We start from the raw sequence: 15,280 nt of genomic DNA, 5'->3' as shown, positions 1-15,280 counted from the left end.
CACGTGTGGGGCATGATGGCCGCATGGGGAGCCTGGGAGACCGCGCCGGTGAGGCAGGTGAAGGCAACGCCCGGGTGATCGCGGGCCGTTACCGCCTGGAGGCGCCGCTCGGCCGGGGCGGCATGGGGGTCGTGTGGCGCGCCACCGATCTGCTCCTCGGCCGCCGGGTGGCCGTCAAGGAACTCGTGCGCGACGAGACCCTCTCCGACGCCGAGGCGGAGCAGCAGCGCGAGCGGACCCTGCGCGAGGCGCGGGCCGTGGCGCAGTTACGGCATCCGCACGTCATCGTCGTCCATGACGTCGTGGTGCAGGACGAGCAGCCGTACATCGTCATGGAGTTGATCGACGGCGGCTCGCTGGCCGGGCGGATCGCGCGGGGCGGGCCGCTGGACGCGCACGCCGTGGCGCGGATGGGCATCGACCTGCTCGGCGCTCTGAGCACCGCGCACGAGGCGGGCATCCTGCACCGTGACCTCAAGCCCGCCAACGTGCTCCTGGAGCGGGCGACCGACCGTGTCGTGCTCACCGACTTCGGCATCGCGCAGCTCACGGGCGCGACGACGCTCACGGAGGTCGGGTCGTTCGTGGGCTCGCCCGAGTACACCGCGCCGGAGCGGATGGCGGGAGAGCGGACCGGGCCCGAGTCCGATCTGTGGTCGCTGGGCGCGTTGCTGGTCACCGCGCTGGCCGGGGAGTCGCCGTTCCGCCGCGACTCCATCGGCGGCGTCCTGCACGCGGTCGTCATCGACGAGATCAGGCCACCCGCGTCCGTCGACCCGCTGCTGCCCGTGGTGCTCGGCCTCCTCGACCGCGATCCGGCGCGGCGGCTCGGCGCGGCGGAGGCGGAGGGGCTGCTGCGGGTGTACGTCGAGACGGGGCGGATGCCCGCTGTGGTGCGGGAGAGACCGGGGCCCGGGTCGCCGGGGCGGGGGCTGCCCGGACTGCCGGGGTTTCCCGGGCGGACGGGCCGGGGCGCCCCCACGGCGGCCGAGCGGGAGCTCCTCGCCGCCCGGGCCGCCGCGGGGCTCGTGCGGCCGGAGAAGCACGGCAGGACCTTCATGATCGCCGCGGCGCTGGTGGCCGCCCTCGCGGGTGCGGGGATCTCCGCGGCGCTCCTGTTGAGCAGGGGCGGCGACGGCGGCGGCACGCCGGCCCCCTCGTCCGCCACGTCGGCGCACGGCTCACCGACGCCGACGGTCACCGTGACGAGCCGCACGCCGACGCCGTCGTCGCCCGAGGCACCCCAGGGCTACCGCATCGCGAAGGACCCCAAGGGCTTCGCGCTCGCCGTCCCCGAAGGGTTCCGGCGCCGGGTGGACGGCCCCCGCGTCTTCTACGCATCCCCCGACGGCACGTACCGCATCGGCATAGAGGAAACGGCGGCCGGACCGGGCGGCCCGCTCGCGGCGCAGCGCCGCGCCGACGCGAACGGCCCGCGCGACCAGGCCGGTTACCGCGACAGCAGGGTCACCGAGACCACGCGCAACGGCAGACCGGCCGCCCTGCGGGAGTTCTCCCGGGACGGGACCGGCAGTGAGAAGGGCGCCCGCCGCACCTTCGACCTGTGCTGGCAGGAGCGCGGGCGGATGCTCGACGTGTGGGTCTCGGGGCCGGTCGGGAAGGCGTCGCAGGCGCGTCGGTACTTCGACGCGGCGGTCGACACGTTCGTACGCCGATGACACCTGACCACGTGCATCACCCCGGTCACAATGAAGGGCTTGGCTGGAATCCGAGGTGCCCGGCAAGGTAGGCATGTCGTCATGAGTAATGACGGGGGAGCCTCCTACGGGCCGTACGAACCCACCAGTTTCGGCCTTCAGCCACCACAACAGCCGGGCGTACCGGGACAATCCGGCCCGAGTGGTGGGGCCAACCCCGACAACCCCTACGCGCAGCCGCAGACCCAGCCGCAGGCCCAGCCCACCCAGGTCGCGCCGATCCAGCCGCCGAACCAGCCGCCGAACCAGCCGCCGAACCAGACACCCGAGCCCGAGCCGGGCGCGGGCCGACTGGTCGCGAACCGCTACCGGCTGCTCGCCAAGCTCGGCCACGGCGGCATGGGCACGGTGTGGCGCGCCAAGGACGAGACGGTGGACCGGGAGGTCGCCGTGAAGGAGCCGCGCCTCCCCGACCACCTGCCGGAGCGCGAGCGGGCCAACGCCTTCGAGCGGATGCGCCGCGAGGCGCGCGCCGCCGCCCGCCTGGACCACCCGGCCGTGGTCAACGTCCATGACGTGGCGGTCGAGGACGGCCAGCCGTGGATCGTGATGGAGCTCGTCCAGGGCCGTTCCCTGGGCGCCGCGCTCCAGGAGGGCACGCTCGGCGCCCGCGAGGCCGCGCGGGTCGGGCTCGACGTCCTGAACGCCCTCGACGCCGCGCACCAGGCGGGCATCCTGCACCGCGACGTGAAGCCGGACAACGTGATGCTCGGCCGCCACGACCGCGTCGTCCTCACCGACTTCGGCATCGCCCAGATCGAGGGCGAGACGAATCTGACGGACACCGGCGGGTTCGTCGGTTCGCCCGAGTACATCGCGCCGGAGCGCGTGCTCGGCCAGCGGCCGGGCCCCGCGTCCGACCTCTGGTCGCTCGGAGTCGTCCTGTACGCGGCGACCGAGGGCGTCTCGCCGTTCCGCCGCACCAACACCCCCGCGACGCTCCAGTCCGTCCTGAACGCGACGCCCGCCGCGCCCGCGTCCGCCTCGGGCCCGCTCGCCGAGGCGATCAACCGGCTGCTGGCCAAGGACCCCGCCCAGCGCCCGAACGCCGCGCAGGTCCGCGTACTCCTGGAGGAGGCGGCCAGGCCCCCACAGCCCGCGCCGACGCAGCACGTCACGGTCGCGGGCGGTGGCGACCAGGAGCGCGGCAAGGGGATCTTCCTGAGCCGCAAGGCGCTGGCCGCCGTCGCCGGTGTGGTCGTCGTGGCCGTGGCCGCGGGCGTGCTCGTGGCGCTCAACCCCTTCGGAGGCTCGGACGCGGAGGGCTGGGAGAGGCACGCGTCCAAGGAGCTCGCGGCGACCGTCGCCGTGCCCGGGGGCTACAAGAAGACCGAGGACGACAACGAGGCCCCGAACAAGCACTGGGTCCAGTACACCGATCAGAGCGGCAGCGTCTGGATCAACCTCTCCCTGGACAAGAAGTCCGAGGACGACGGCGACGCGATCGCCGAGACCGCCGCCGCGGAGATGTGGGACGACAACGCCGACTTCAAGGAGTCCGGCAGCTACGACCTCGGTATGGCTTCCGAGCCCGCGCCCAAGAGCGACGGCAAGGAGACGACGTTCAAGGACCGCAAGGCCGCGGAGAACACCGTCGTCTACGCCTCCAGCGACAGCCAGAACCCGCTTCCCCGCGAGCTGCGGGTCCTCTACTACAAGACCGAGTCCGGCGACATGTACAAGCTGACGATCGGGTACCCCGGCAAGGGCGACTTCACCGAGCGGGGCCGCGAGGTGGCCAAGACCGCAATCGCCGACCTGGAGCTCGACAAACTCTGACGAGGGTCGGTAACGCCCTGATCAGCGGCTTTGTCGCCAGCAATCACTGGCGTCGTGTGCGCATGTCGTGAACCCCCGTTACCGATGGGTACCCAAAACCCTGACGTAGGCCTACTCTCACGAGCATGACGGACTCGCAGGCCACCGCAGCGCCCCTCGGAACGAACCCGACCGCCCCGGCCCCCGAAGGCGCGCGCACCGCCGCCGACGTGGTCACGCCCGAGCTGATCGCACAGCTCACCCGTGACGTCATCGGGTCGGGACGGACGGCCAACCACTCGCCGCTCACCGGCGAGAAGCTGGCCGACCTGCCCGAGTCCACCCCCGAGGACGTGGCCACCGCCTTCCAGCGGGCCCGCACCGCCCAGATCGCCTGGGCCAGGACCCCCGTGAAGCAGCGCGCCGCCGTCCTGCTGCGCTTCCACGACCTGGTGCTGCAGCGCCAGGCCGAGGTCCTCGACCTGATCCAGCTGGAGACCGGCAAGGCCCGCCTGCACGCGCACGAGGAGGTCCAGGCCGTCGTGGTCGCCGCCAGGCACTACGGCCGCAGGGCCCCCGCGTACCTGGGCCCCAAGCGGCACACCGGCGTCGTCCCGGTCCTCACCAAGGTCACCGAGAACCGTCAGCCGCGCGGCGTCGTCGGGCAGATCGCCCCGTGGAACTACCCGCTGGAGCTCTCCGTCGGCGATGCGCTGCCCGCCCTCGTCGCGGGCAACGCCCTCGTGATGAAGCCCGACACGGCCACCTGTCTGACCGCGCTGTGGGCCCGCGACCTGATCATCGAGGCGGGCCTGCCCGCGGAGGTCTTCCAGGTCGTCCTCGGCGAGGGCCCGGTCGTCGGCCCCGAGGTCGTCAAGCACGCCGACTACGTCTCCTTCACCGGCTCCACCCGTACCGGCCGCGAGGTCGCGCAGGGGGCGGCAGCGCGCCTGGTCGGCGTCTCGCTCGAACTCGGCGGCAAGAACGCCATGCTGGTGCTGCACGACGCCGACATCGACAAGGCCGCCTCGGGCGCGGTGCGCGCCTGCTTCTCCTCCGCCGGTCAGCTGTGCATCTCCATCGAGCGGCTGTACGTCCACGAGTCGATCGCGGACGAGTTCGTGGCGCGCTTCGCGGAGCGCACGAAGGCGATGCGGCTCGGCAAGTCCCTCGCGTACGGCGCCGACATGGGCTCCCTCGTCGGCGAGCGGCAGCTGGAGACCGTGACCCGGCACGTCGAGGAGGCCGTCGCCAAGGGCGCCACGCTCGTCGCGGGCGGCGCGGCGCGCCCCGACATCGGCCCGTACTTCTTCGAGCCGACGATCCTGGACGGCGTCGAGGCACCGATGGCCGTCTGCAACGAGGAGACCTTCGGCCCGGTCGTCTCCATCTACCGCTTCACGGACGAGAACGAGGCGGTCGAGCTCGCCAACGCCACGCCGTACGGCCTGAACTCCTCGGTCTGGACGAAGGACGGCGGCCGCGGCCGCAAGGTCGCCGCCCGGCTGCGCACCGGCACGGTCAACGTCAACGAGGGCTTCGCGCCCGCCTACGGCAGTGTGCAGTCGCCGATGGGCGGCATGAAGGACTCCGGCCTCGGCCGACGGCACGGCTCCGAGGGAATCCTCAAGTACACCGAGGCGCAGACCATCGCCACCCAGCGGGTCATGCCGCTGGCGCCGTCGTTCGGCCTCGACGACGAGAAGTACGCGGCGTTCATGAGTACCAGCCTGAAGGTCATGAAGGCGCTTCGCCTGCGCTAGTGCGTTAGTTCTCAACGAGGAGAGTCAATGTCACAGGAGAGCTCTGCCCGGAACCGGGCGGGCGACGACGCTTCGTACGACCACGACGGGCACGGCCATGACGGGCACGGCCATGACGAGCACGGCCATGACGGGTACGACTACGACGTCGTCGTCATCGGCAGCGGCTTCGGCGGTTCGGTGTCCGCGCTGCGCCTGACGGAGAAGGGCTACCGCGTCGGCGTGCTGGAGGCGGGCCGTCGCTTCACGCGCGCGACGCTGCCCAAGAACTCCTGGGACCTGAAGAACTACTTGTGGGCCCCGGCGCTCGGCCTGTTCGGCATCCAGCGCATCCACCTGCTCGGCAACGTGATGGTCCTCGCGGGCGCCGGGGTCGGCGGCGGCTCGCTGAACTACGCCAACACCCTCTACGTGCCGCCCGAGCCGTTCTTCAAGGACGCGCAGTGGAAGGACATCACCGACTGGCAGGACGAGCTGAGCCCCTACTACGAGCAGGCCAAGCGCATGCTCGGGGTGCGGCTCAACCCGACGATGACGCCGTCGGACGTCCATCTGAAGGCCACCGCCCAGACGATGGGGGTCGGCGACAGCTTCCACATGGCGCCCGTCGGCGTCTTCTTCGGCGACGAGAAGGACGCGGACGGTACGTCGACGTCCCGGCCCGGCGCGGAAGTGCCCGACCCCTACTTCGGCGGCGCGGGCCCGTCCCGCAGGGCCTGCACCGAGTGCGGCGAGTGCATGACCGGCTGCCGTCACGGCGCGAAGAACACCCTGAACGAGAACTACCTGTACCTGGCGGAGAAGGCCGGTGCGGTCGTCCACCCGATGACGTCAGTCGTCGCCGTCACCGAGGACTCCCGGGGCGGCTTCGCCGTCGCGACCCTGCCGACCGACGACAAGCGCAAGGGCAAGGGGCGTACGTTCAAGGCCCGCAAGGTCGTCGTCGCCGCCGGTACGTACGGCACGCAGACGCTCCTGCACCGCATGAAGGACACCGGCCTGCTGCCGCAGATCTCCGAGCGGCTCGGCACCCTCACCCGCACCAACTCCGAAGCGCTGGTGGGCGCCCAGACCACCGACCGCCGCTACCGCAAGCGGCACGGGGCCGAGAAGGCCGACTTCACCAAGGGCGTCGCGATCACCTCGTCGATCCACCCGAACGACAACACCCACATCGAGCCCGTCCGCTACGGCAAGAAGTCCAACGCCATGGGCGGCCTGACGGTGCTCCAGGTCCCGTACAGCGTGCAGGGCGGCAAGGCGCGGGTCGCGGGCTGGCTCGGCAACGTGGCACGCCACCCGTGGCTGACGGTCCGCTCGCTCTCCAACCGGCGCTGGTCGGAGCGGACCATCATCGGTCTGGTCATGCAGTCGCTCGACAACTCCCTGACCACGTACCGCAAGGAGAAGGGCGTCGGGAAGGGGCTGCTCACCGCCCGGCAGGGCCACGGCGCGCCCAACCCCGAACAGATCCACGAGGCCACCCGCGCGGCGACGATCCTCTCCGACGAGATCAACGGCTTCCCCGGGTCGAACGTCGGCGAGCTCATGGGCACCCCGCTGACCGCGCACTTCCTCGGCGGCTGCCCGATCGGCGACTCCGCGCGCACGGGCGTCATCGACCCCTACCACCGGCTCTACGGCCACCCCGGCATCTCGGTCGTCGATGGCGCCGCGGTCTCCGCGAACCTGGGCGTGAACCCGTCCCTGACGATCACCGCGCAGGCCGAGCGCGCCATGTCGTTCTGGCCCAACAAGGGCGCTGAGGACCCGCGTCCTGCGCAGGGCGGGGAGTACGTGCGGCTCGCCCCCGTCGAGCCGAAGACCCCCGCGGTCCCCGCGGACGCCTTCGGCGCGCTGAAGCTGCCGTTCCTCGGGATGCCCGCGGTGCCGCCCAAGAAGTGAGGCCGGTCCGCCCCGGACACACGTCCAGACACACGTAAGGACCTGCGCCCCCCTCCGAGCGCAGGTCCTTCCGCGTGATCAGGTGCCGTCAGCCGCCGGGGGCGGCCTGAACGGCTCGGTGTCGGCTCAGACGGTGCCTTCGGCCTTGCGGCGACGCACGGCGAACACGACGCCCGCACCGGCGACGACGGCGATGCCGCCGACGATGCCGACGGTCGGCAGCATCGAGCTGGAGCCGGTCTCGGCGAGGTTGCCGGTGACCGGGGCCGGGGTCGGGCTCTCGTCGGCGCTGCCCTGCGGCCGCGGCTCCGAACTGGCCTGCGCGGTCTTGGACGGCTTCGGCTTGGGCGTGGGCGACGAGTCGTCGCCACCGGCCTTGACGATGGTGAGCGGCCGGTACTTGGACGACGTGTGCGTGCAGTCCTGCTCGGAGTCGACGTACGTGCCGAGACCGACCGCGTACCCGTCGATGGCCGGAGCCTTGGCGCCGACCTTGGCCCGCAGCTTGATGACGGCCTTGTCCTCGGCGTCCAGGTCGACGGTGCCGTAGGCGAGCCCCTCGCCGCGCGGGCTTTCGACCGTCGTCCACTCATCGGTCTCCGGGTCGAGGAACTGCACCTCGGTGAAGTACCGCAGCCCGTCCTTCTCCTCCGGGTCGGCGCCGAGGTTGTTCACGAACGCAGTCCAGTCCACCTCGCCGAGCGGCTCGTCGGTGGGGTTGGCGGCGCTCAGCTTGAACTGGTGCCAGCCGCTGCCCGCGACGATCTTCTTGGGCAGTCCGACGAGGTCGACGTCGAGTACGGATTCGTCGTCCGTGTCGCCGTCGTCGGACGGGCACATCTCCGGCTCTTCCTCGGAGTCCTCATCCGGGACCGGCGGGAGGTCGCCCTTCCCGTGCTTCCCGGGCGCCGGGGGCTCCACGGGCGGGGTCGGCTTGTCGGCGGGCTTGGGCGTCGCGGGCTTCGCGGGCGTCTCCGGTGTCTCGATGGGGGGCGTCACCGGCGGAGTCACGGGCGGGGTCGGCGTGCCGGGCTCCGTCGTGGATCCCGCGGACGGGACGGGCGGAGTGGGCGTGTCCTCGGTCGCGGAAGCGGCCGGGGCCGAGAGCAGCGCGATCGGGGCTATGACAGCCGTAGCGGCCGCGGCAGCCATGGCACGACGAAGCTTCATGAAGACCTCAGAAGTCCGGTGCACTGCCCGGTCGGCAGCGCGGAGGTGGAGGCCTCCGCGGTGGGGACGCGGGTGTGGCCGTTGTTACTGCATGCATGACCTGCGATCCCTGTGAATGGTTGTCCTCGATTTCACAGAATTCTTATGTGGCGTGGCTCACAGCGCTGGTGGGGTGCGGGCGGGACTTGTGCTCCCGTGAGGGGGTGCCGTAGAACTTCCCCCGCCCAAAGGGCACATGAGTTCGGGGAACTCGGGGAAACTCGGGGAAATTTGGGGAAAAGGGGAGGGGACAGCGTGGCCATACCCGATGAGGTGTGGGAGAGATTCGAGAACGACAGCGAGCGGGAGATCCGTTCGTCCGCGCCGAAGGAGCCGTCCGCACGGGCGCGGATGGTGGCCGAGCGGCTGCGGCGTCTGGACGAGGAGGCCGCGCGTCGACGGGTCGAGGAGGCGGGGCGGTTCCGCCGCAGGCGCGCGAAGCGCGAGGCCGAGTCCGAGCGGTGGCGTCCGGACGAGTGGCGGTCGGCTCCGACGGGCTCGACGGGGGCCCGCGGCGGGCGGTCCGAGCGCAGCCGCCGGGTGTGGAGCGTGGTGATCGTCATCGGCGGCATGGCCCTCGCGATTGCCCTGCTCAGCCCGTTCCGCTTCTGGATATGGGGCTGGTGAGACCGCGGGGAACCAGATCCGATCTTCCTCCGTCGTAGCTGTCGTAGTTGTTGTGGTCCTGGTTCCAGATGCAGAACAGCAAGCCGGTGAGGGAAACAGAACGTGAAGTCAGCTGTGTCGCGGGTCGTGGCGGTCGTCTCGGTCGTGGTCGCGCTCGGAGCGAGTGCGGGCTGCGGCGGGAGTGGGAGTGACAGCGGTGACGCCGATGCCCGGAAGTCCGCGAAGCCGGGCGCGAGTGCGGGCCCCTCGAAGCTGGAGAAGGCGGCCCTCACCGCGGCGGACGTGAAGGGCTACAAGGTCGAGGAGCCGGACGAGTCCGAGGCGGGGACGGGAGTGGGCTCGGGGAAGCCGTCCCGCCCGGAGTGCGGCCCGCTCGCGGCGATGCTCGGCGGCGGTGGTTCCGGCGCAGGCGGCGTCGCCCCGGAGAAGGCGAAATCCCACGTCGACCGCCTCCTGACCGCCGCCGACGGCAAGGGCTCCACGACGACCGACGTCGGCCTGTCCTCGTACGCCGGGACCGACGCCAAGCAGGCGATGGCGGACCTGCGCGCGGCCCTGCGGTCGAAGAAGTGCGCCGCCTTCCGGGTCGGAGAGCAGCGCTACCTCGGCGCCCGGTCACTGGCCGCGCCGGACAAGGGCGATGAGGCCGTCTCGTACAAGATCGCCCACCGCAGGGGCGAGTACGTGACGCGGGAGAGCGTCACGGTCGTGCGCAGCGGCTCGACGCTCGCCGCCTTCGGTGCGTCGAACCTCTACGACCCCGAAGGCGTCCAGCGCGACAAGGACGCCGAGAAGGACGGCATGGACGGCAGCGGAACGCCCACGGCGGACCAGGACCCGAAGGTGGACCCCAAGATCGTCGACGCCCAGCTCGACAAGGTCTAGGGCTCCTCCGGCGGGTCTCCGCCTCGCCCGGGAACCGGATCACACATTCACACACGCCACGTACAACCTTTTCGGCGGTTTCCGATCGTTACGAAAAACGCTGGTCAGAGACGTGTGCTTGCCGCTTTCATGTCGCCTCGGCGCGGGCCGTCGCCCGCGCCGTGAGACTGAAGGTAGGAAACGTGAAGTCATCTGTGTCTCGGGCCGTCGTGGCCGCGTCCGTCATGGTCGCGCTGGGCCTGACCGCAGCGTGCGGCGGCGACAGCAACAGCGGCGGCAGCAGCCGTGACAGCGACAAGAAGCCGTCGCGGAAGTCTGCCCCGGCCGAGACCCCGGCCGAGAAGAAGTCGACCGCGCTGACCGCCGCCGACCTGGAGAAGGCGGTGCTCGCCAAGGGCGACCTCAAGGGCCACAAGGTCGAGAAGCTGTCCGCGGCGGACATGCCCTCCCAGACCGTGCCCGCCGACCCGGCCGCCTGCCAGCCGTTCGCCGACATGTTCATGTTCGCGTCCCAGCCCGCGGCTACGTCCCGGGTCGGCCGGACCGTGACCGGCCCCGACGAGCTGGACGCCACCGTCATCTCGCTCGCGCTGCTCGCGCACGAGCAGGACGACGCCGAGAAGGTCATGGACGACCTGCGGACGGCCACGAAGAAGTGCACCGCCTACGAGCACGCGGACTCGAAGTACCGCGACGTCGCCGCCCTGACCGCGCCGAAGGTGGGCGACGACGCCGTCTCGTACAAGGTCGTGGGTGTCATCGAGGGCCAGAAGACGCCGATGAGCTTCACCGTCGTACGCAGCGGTTCGACGCTCGCGGCCTTCTACTCGATCAACCTGCTGGAGCCGAAGAAGTTCGGTGTGCCGACCGAGGTCGTCGAGGCGCAGGTGAAGAAGGTGCAGGACCTGTAGCCGGGCCGCCGGGCCGCCGGTTCGCCGGGCGGCCGGGTGCGGGAAAGAGCGAAGGGCCCCGCGGGACGGATCCGCGGGGCCCTTCGCTGTCAGCACCGACGTCAGGGCCGCGTCAGTGCCTCGGGGGCGGCGCCAGGGGGGGCGTGCGCCGCTTTGGTCTGGGTGCCGGTGGCCGACCCGGCGCACGGGGGGCGCTCGCGTGGTATCGACCAATGGCAATGAAGTTGTGGACGGGGGGATTCGCTGCCCGCCCTTCTAGGCATCGTGCTCGATGTGTTGTTGGCTGCGCAACCGTTTCGGCCACATCTGGCGGGGAGGAGGCCTGGGACTCGGCCGGGTTCCGGGACGGAGGCCGGCCGGCTCCGGGCGTCCCCGAAGCCGACCGTTCTCTTGGGTGACCGGGCTGCTGTCCCCTGCCGTCCGGTCACGTCACTGGAGCGAGGTCCCACGGCGCAAGGAGCAATCCTTGCGCCTCATCGCTCCAGCGGAGCCACGCGTGGTTCTTGCGGGCCCGCACCTGGCTGACACGGACATCGGGACCAACGAAGCCCCTCCGGGACCGGTCACGCGCCGTACGGGTGAGAGCGGATCCGAACTCAGGTCCGCACCCCTCGGAACTCAGGTCCGCACCCCTCCGAACTCAGGCCCGCACCCCTCAGACGCGGCCCCGGCACAGCTCAAGGAGCGTCATCGCGAGCGCCGTGCCGGGCTTGCCGAGCGCGTCCCTGTAGTGGCCGAGAACCTCCATCTCGCGGGAGAGGTTCACGCGGCGGCCGCCGGAGGTGATGCGCGCCTCCTGGATGACGGCCGAGACGGCCATCCGTTCCTGGACGAGGCCGATGATCCGGTCGTCGAGCGCGTCGATGCGTTCCCGGGCGTTCTCGATCACGTCCACGGCCTCGGGGGTACGGGCGCCGGTCTTGTCGGCGGCGGTGACGGCGGACGTGGTGGGGGCGGCGGACGCGGTGGTGGCGGTCATCTTGGGGCTCCTTCGTTGGAAGAGGTGCCCCGGATCGGCAGGACCCGCGTACGACAGAGCGCCCCGGGCCTTGTCGGCCCGGGGCGCCCGGTAAGTCGCTTGTCGGTGGGATCAAGCAGCTCGACCATGGCAGCCGGCAGGCCGGTTGCCATAGGTAAAGAGGAAGCTGAGGTGCTTGGTCACGGGCTCAGTATGCCCCCACGCGCGCGTCCCGGGTCAATCGGGATCCCGTACGGCTCGGATGCTGAGACGGCCGCTGAGATGCCCACGGTGATGTGACGCCCCTACGGCGGGGCCCCGTCGGAAGCGACGAAGGGGTCACGCCGGGCCCGTTAGAATTGACAAACACAGACCCCCTGCTCACGCACGAGCCTCTGCTCACGCACCGCTCAAGCTCAACGCCGGAAGGCCGCCGCCGTGCCATCAGCGTCCCCCGCTGCCGCCGCTCCCGACACCGTTCTGGTCGTCGACTTCGGAGCGCAGTACGCCCAGCTCATCGCCCGTCGCGTCCGTGAGGCCCGCGTCTACAGCGAGATCGTGCCGAGCACGATGCCCGTCTCCGAGATGCTCGCGAAGAAGCCCGCGGCGATCATCCTGTCCGGCGGCCCCTCGTCGGTGTACGCGGAGCACGCGCCCACCGTCGACCGCCAGCTCTTCGAGGCAGGCGTCCCCGTCTTCGGCATGTGCTACGGCTTCCAGCTGATGGCGATCACCCTCGGCGGCACCGTCGACAACACGGGCGCCCGTGAGTACGGCCGTACGCCCCTGCATGTCTCCAAGGCCGGATCCACCCTCTTCGAGGGCACCCCCGCCGAGCAGCCCGTGTGGATGTCGCACGGCGACGCGTGCAGCGCGGCGCCGGAGGGCTTCTCGGTCACCGCGTCCACGGACGTCGTGCCGGTCGCGGCCTTCGAGAACGACGAGAAGAAGCTGTACGGCGTGCAGTACCACCCCGAGGTGATGCACTCCACGCACGGCCAGCAGGTCCTGGAGCACTTCCTCTACCGCGGCGCCGGTCTCAAGCCGGACTGGACGACCGACAACGTCATCGACGAGCAGGTCGCCGCGATCCGCGAGCAGGTCGGCACCAAGCGCGCCATCTGCGGCCTGTCCGGCGGCGTGGACTCCGCCGTGGCCGCCGCCCTCGTACAGAAGGCCATCGGCTCGCAGCTGACCTGCGTGTACGTCGACCACGGCCTGATGCGCAAGGGCGAGACCGAGCAGGTCGAGAAGGACTTCGTCGCCGCGACCGGCGCGAACCTGAAGGTCGTCGACGCGAGCGAGCGCTTCCTGGACGCGCTGGCCGGAGTCTCCGACCCGGAGACCAAGCGCAAGATCATCGGGCGTGAGTTCATCCGCGTCTTCGAGCAGGCGCAGCTGGAGATCCTCCAGGAGGACGGCCCCGAGGTCGCCTTCCTCGTGCAGGGCACGCTCTACCCCGACGTCGTCGAGTCCGGCGGCGGCACCGGCACGGCGAACATCAAGTCGCACCACAACGTCGGCGGCCTGCCCGACGACATCGAGTTCGAGCTCATCGAGCCGCTGCGCAAGCTGTTCAAGGACGAGGTCCGGATGGTCGGCGCCGAGCTCGGCCTGCCGGACGAGATCGTCCAGCGCCAGCCCTTCCCGGGCCCCGGCCTGGGCATTCGCATCGTCGGCGAGGTCACCAAGGACCGCCTCGACCTGCTGCGCGAGGCCGACGCCATCGCCCGTGAGGAGCTGACGGCGGCCGGTCTCGACCGGGAGATCTGGCAGTGCCCTGTCGTGCTGCTCGCGGACGTCCGCAGCGTCGGCGTCCAGGGCGACGGCCGTACCTACGGCCACCCGATCGTCCTGCGCCCCGTCTCCTCCGAGGACGCCATGACGGCCGACTGGACCCGCATGCCGTACGACGTCCTGGCGAAGATCTCGACGCGCATCACGAACGAGGTCGCCGACGTGAACCGCGTCGTGCTCGACGTGACGTCGAAGCCGCCGGGGACCATCGAGTGGGAGTGACCCCCACGGTCCTTCCCGCAGCTTGCTGAGCGCCGGTGCCGCCTCCTCGTCCCTGTGGCGGAGGGGCGGCACCGGCGTTCTCACGTCCGCCGCGTGGTGCGCACCCCGGCGCCCGGCTTCCACAACTGCACCACCAGATACCGCTCGTCCTCGATAAACGTGCGCACGACCTCCGTCAGCTCGGTGCGGAAGAGGTGGAAGGCGTCCGGGTCCGGCGGGTCCACCGCTTCCGTGTAGCGCGCGACGGTCTCCGGGTCCCGCACCTCGATCGCGCGGCCCGCGACACGGACGTCGCCGCCCGCCATCTCCGTGCCCGGGCCCGGGTTCGCCTGCAGCACGAAGCGCGGATCGCGGCGCAGGTCGAGCGCCTTGAGGGAGTTCGGCATCATGCCGAGCCACAGCTCCCCGTTCAGGAAGCGGACCTCCAGCCCCGTGGTGCGTGGCGACCCGTCCTTGCGCAGGGTCGCGAGGACGTGATGGGTGAACGCGCCGAAGCGCTTCTCGACGGTCGCGGCAAGATCCGGCTCTGCTTTGGCGAAGGCTTCCCAGTTGAACGTCATACGTCGAGTCTGTCGCCGATACCCGACACCTCCTGTCGCCTTTCATCGCACCGTTGATCGTGCCGCGCCTCTGTCCTCCTGTGCTTCCCGCCGGTAACTTCCGCCCCGTACAGCCATGGATGGAGGACACATGCAGGCGCCCACACCGATACCCGTCGAGCGGTTGCAGTTCGCGATGCCGCCCGTCCACGAATCCGTGGCGGACGAACGAAGGCACCGCAAGGAGCGGCTCGCCGGCGCGCTGCGGATCTTCGGCAGGCTCGGGTACGAGGACGGGGTCTCCGGCCACATCACCGCACGCGACCCGGAGCACACCGACTGCTTCTGGGTGAACCCCTTCGGGATGCCCTTCAAGCACGTCACCGTCGGCGACCTCGTCCTCGCCAACGCCGAGGGGCAGGTCGTTGAGGGGCGCCACCACGTCAACCAGGCCGCGTTCACCGTCCACGCCCAGGCGCACCTGGCGCGGCCCGACGTCGTCGCCGTCGCACACTGCCACTCGCTGCACGGCCGCGCTCTCTCCACACTCGGCGAACTCCTGGACCCGATCACCCAGGAGGCCTGCGCCTTCTACGAGAGCCACGCCCTGTACGACGGCTATACCGGTGTCGTCGTCGACGCAGAGGAGGGGCGCAGGATCGCGTCCGCGCTCGGCGGCCACAAGGCGGTCGTCCTGCGCAACCACGGCCTGCTCACCGTCGGGGACTCCGTCGACGCCGCCGCCTGGTGGTTCATCTCCATGGAACGCTCCTGCCAGGTCCAGCTCAGCGCGCGGGCGGCGGGGCGGCCGGTGCTGATCGGCCACAAGCAGGCGGTGCAGACCCGTGAGCAGCTCGGCAGCGATCTGGTCGCGTGGATCAACTACCAGTCCCTGTGGCAGGACATCAGCCGCAGCGAGCCGGATCTGCTGGCCTGACCCCGACGTCAATGCCGGGCTGGGCCTTTCACCCCCGCTGACCTGACCCCG

General features: G+C 71.0%; 12 protein-coding genes. 9 read left to right on the top strand and 3 right to left on the bottom strand.

Features of this window, described 5'->3' with window-relative positions; genetic code table 11:
- The first annotated feature begins 23 nt into the window (after nucleotides 1-23).
- From AC068B_RS08865 to AC068B_RS08850, 4 genes are all read left to right on the top strand, one after another.
- Complete coding sequence (locus tag AC068B_RS08865; protein WP_478670017.1) at nucleotides 24-1,679, top strand: protein kinase domain-containing protein; 1,656 nt, start codon at nucleotides 24-26, stop codon at nucleotides 1,677-1,679.
- Between the two features lie 81 nt (nucleotides 1,680-1,760).
- Nucleotides 1,761-3,497: a serine/threonine-protein kinase gene (locus AC068B_RS08860; protein WP_478670015.1), complete on the top strand. Its 1,737-nt coding sequence runs from the start codon at nucleotides 1,761-1,763 to the stop codon at nucleotides 3,495-3,497.
- 125 nt (nucleotides 3,498-3,622) lie between these two features.
- Complete coding sequence (locus tag AC068B_RS08855; protein ID WP_478670012.1) at nucleotides 3,623-5,239, top strand: succinic semialdehyde dehydrogenase; 1,617 nt, start codon at nucleotides 3,623-3,625, stop codon at nucleotides 5,237-5,239.
- 27 nt (nucleotides 5,240-5,266) lie between these two features.
- Nucleotides 5,267-7,144, top strand: coding sequence for a GMC oxidoreductase (locus AC068B_RS08850; protein ID WP_478670010.1), 1,878 nt, complete (start codon nucleotides 5,267-5,269; stop codon nucleotides 7,142-7,144).
- A gap of 126 nt (nucleotides 7,145-7,270) precedes the next feature.
- Here the strand turns inward: AC068B_RS08850 and AC068B_RS08845 are convergent, their stop codons facing one another.
- A complete protein-coding gene (locus tag AC068B_RS08845) occupies nucleotides 7,271-8,314 on the bottom strand; it encodes an LAETG motif-containing sortase-dependent surface protein (RefSeq protein ID WP_478670008.1) in 1,044 nt (347 codons plus the stop codon).
- A 294-nt stretch (nucleotides 8,315-8,608) separates the two neighbouring features.
- Between AC068B_RS08845 and AC068B_RS08840 the strand changes: the two genes are divergently transcribed.
- The 3 genes from AC068B_RS08840 (at nucleotide 8,609) to AC068B_RS08830 (ending at nucleotide 10,776) form a co-directional block, all read left to right on the top strand.
- Nucleotides 8,609-8,980, top strand: coding sequence for a hypothetical protein (locus tag AC068B_RS08840; RefSeq protein WP_478670006.1), 372 nt, complete (start codon nucleotides 8,609-8,611; stop codon nucleotides 8,978-8,980).
- Nucleotides 8,981-9,082: 102 nt separating this feature from the next.
- Nucleotides 9,083-9,865, top strand: a complete 783-nt coding sequence (locus AC068B_RS08835) for a hypothetical protein (protein ID WP_478670005.1) — start codon at nucleotides 9,083-9,085, stop codon at nucleotides 9,863-9,865.
- A gap of 182 nt (nucleotides 9,866-10,047) precedes the next feature.
- A complete protein-coding gene (locus AC068B_RS08830) occupies nucleotides 10,048-10,776 on the top strand; it encodes a hypothetical protein (protein WP_478670004.1) in 729 nt (242 codons plus the stop codon).
- Nucleotides 10,777-11,431: 655 nt separating this feature from the next.
- On the opposite strand, the gene AC068B_RS08825 is transcribed toward AC068B_RS08830, so the two are convergent.
- Nucleotides 11,432-11,755, bottom strand: coding sequence for a chorismate mutase (locus tag AC068B_RS08825; protein WP_478670001.1), 324 nt, complete (start codon nucleotides 11,753-11,755; stop codon nucleotides 11,432-11,434).
- 417 nt (nucleotides 11,756-12,172) lie between these two features.
- Here AC068B_RS08825 and guaA point away from each other — a divergent pair, with 417 nt between their 5' ends.
- Entirely contained in the window at nucleotides 12,173-13,753 is a 1,581-nt protein-coding gene (gene guaA / locus AC068B_RS08820; protein ID WP_356251487.1) for a glutamine-hydrolyzing GMP synthase, read from the top strand.
- 80 nt (nucleotides 13,754-13,833) lie between these two features.
- Here the strand turns inward: guaA and AC068B_RS08815 are convergent, their stop codons facing one another.
- Nucleotides 13,834-14,313 carry a pyridoxamine 5'-phosphate oxidase family protein gene (locus tag AC068B_RS08815; protein ID WP_478670000.1) on the bottom strand — a complete coding sequence of 160 codons (480 nt, stop codon included), beginning with the start codon at nucleotides 14,311-14,313 and terminating at the stop codon, nucleotides 13,834-13,836.
- Nucleotides 14,314-14,443: 130 nt separating this feature from the next.
- On the opposite strand from AC068B_RS08815, the gene AC068B_RS08810 reads away from it, so the two are divergent.
- Nucleotides 14,444-15,229 carry a class II aldolase/adducin family protein gene (locus AC068B_RS08810; protein WP_356251481.1) on the top strand — a complete coding sequence of 262 codons (786 nt, stop codon included), beginning with the start codon at nucleotides 14,444-14,446 and terminating at the stop codon, nucleotides 15,227-15,229.
- Nucleotides 15,230-15,280 lie beyond the last annotated feature (51 nt).

The organism is Streptomyces sp. NPDC042371, assembly GCF_056437465.1.
The sequence above is the reverse complement of the archived record's forward strand: the minus strand, read 5'-3'. Positions and strand labels throughout refer to the sequence as shown.

Excerpts from the sequence above, each read along its gene's own strand:
- AC068B_RS08865 (WP_478670017.1), top strand. The coding sequence starts at position 24 with ATGGGGAGCCTGGGAGACCGCGCCGGTGAGGCAGGTGAAGGCAACGCC.
- AC068B_RS08855 (WP_478670012.1), top strand. The coding sequence starts at position 3,623 with ATGACGGACTCGCAGGCCACCGCAGCGCCCCTCGGAACGAACCCGACC.
- AC068B_RS08810 (WP_356251481.1), top strand. The coding sequence starts at position 14,444 with ATGCAGGCGCCCACACCGATACCCGTCGAGCGGTTGCAGTTCGCGATG.
- AC068B_RS08860 (WP_478670015.1), top strand. The coding sequence starts at position 1,761 with ATGAGTAATGACGGGGGAGCCTCCTACGGGCCGTACGAACCCACCAGT.
- AC068B_RS08850 (WP_478670010.1), top strand. The coding sequence starts at position 5,267 with ATGTCACAGGAGAGCTCTGCCCGGAACCGGGCGGGCGACGACGCTTCG.
- AC068B_RS08845 (WP_478670008.1), bottom strand. The coding sequence starts at position 8,314 with ATGAAGCTTCGTCGTGCCATGGCTGCCGCGGCCGCTACGGCTGTCATA.
- AC068B_RS08815 (WP_478670000.1), bottom strand. The coding sequence starts at position 14,313 with ATGACGTTCAACTGGGAAGCCTTCGCCAAAGCAGAGCCGGATCTTGCC.
- AC068B_RS08825 (WP_478670001.1), bottom strand. The coding sequence starts at position 11,755 with ATGACCGCCACCACCGCGTCCGCCGCCCCCACCACGTCCGCCGTCACC.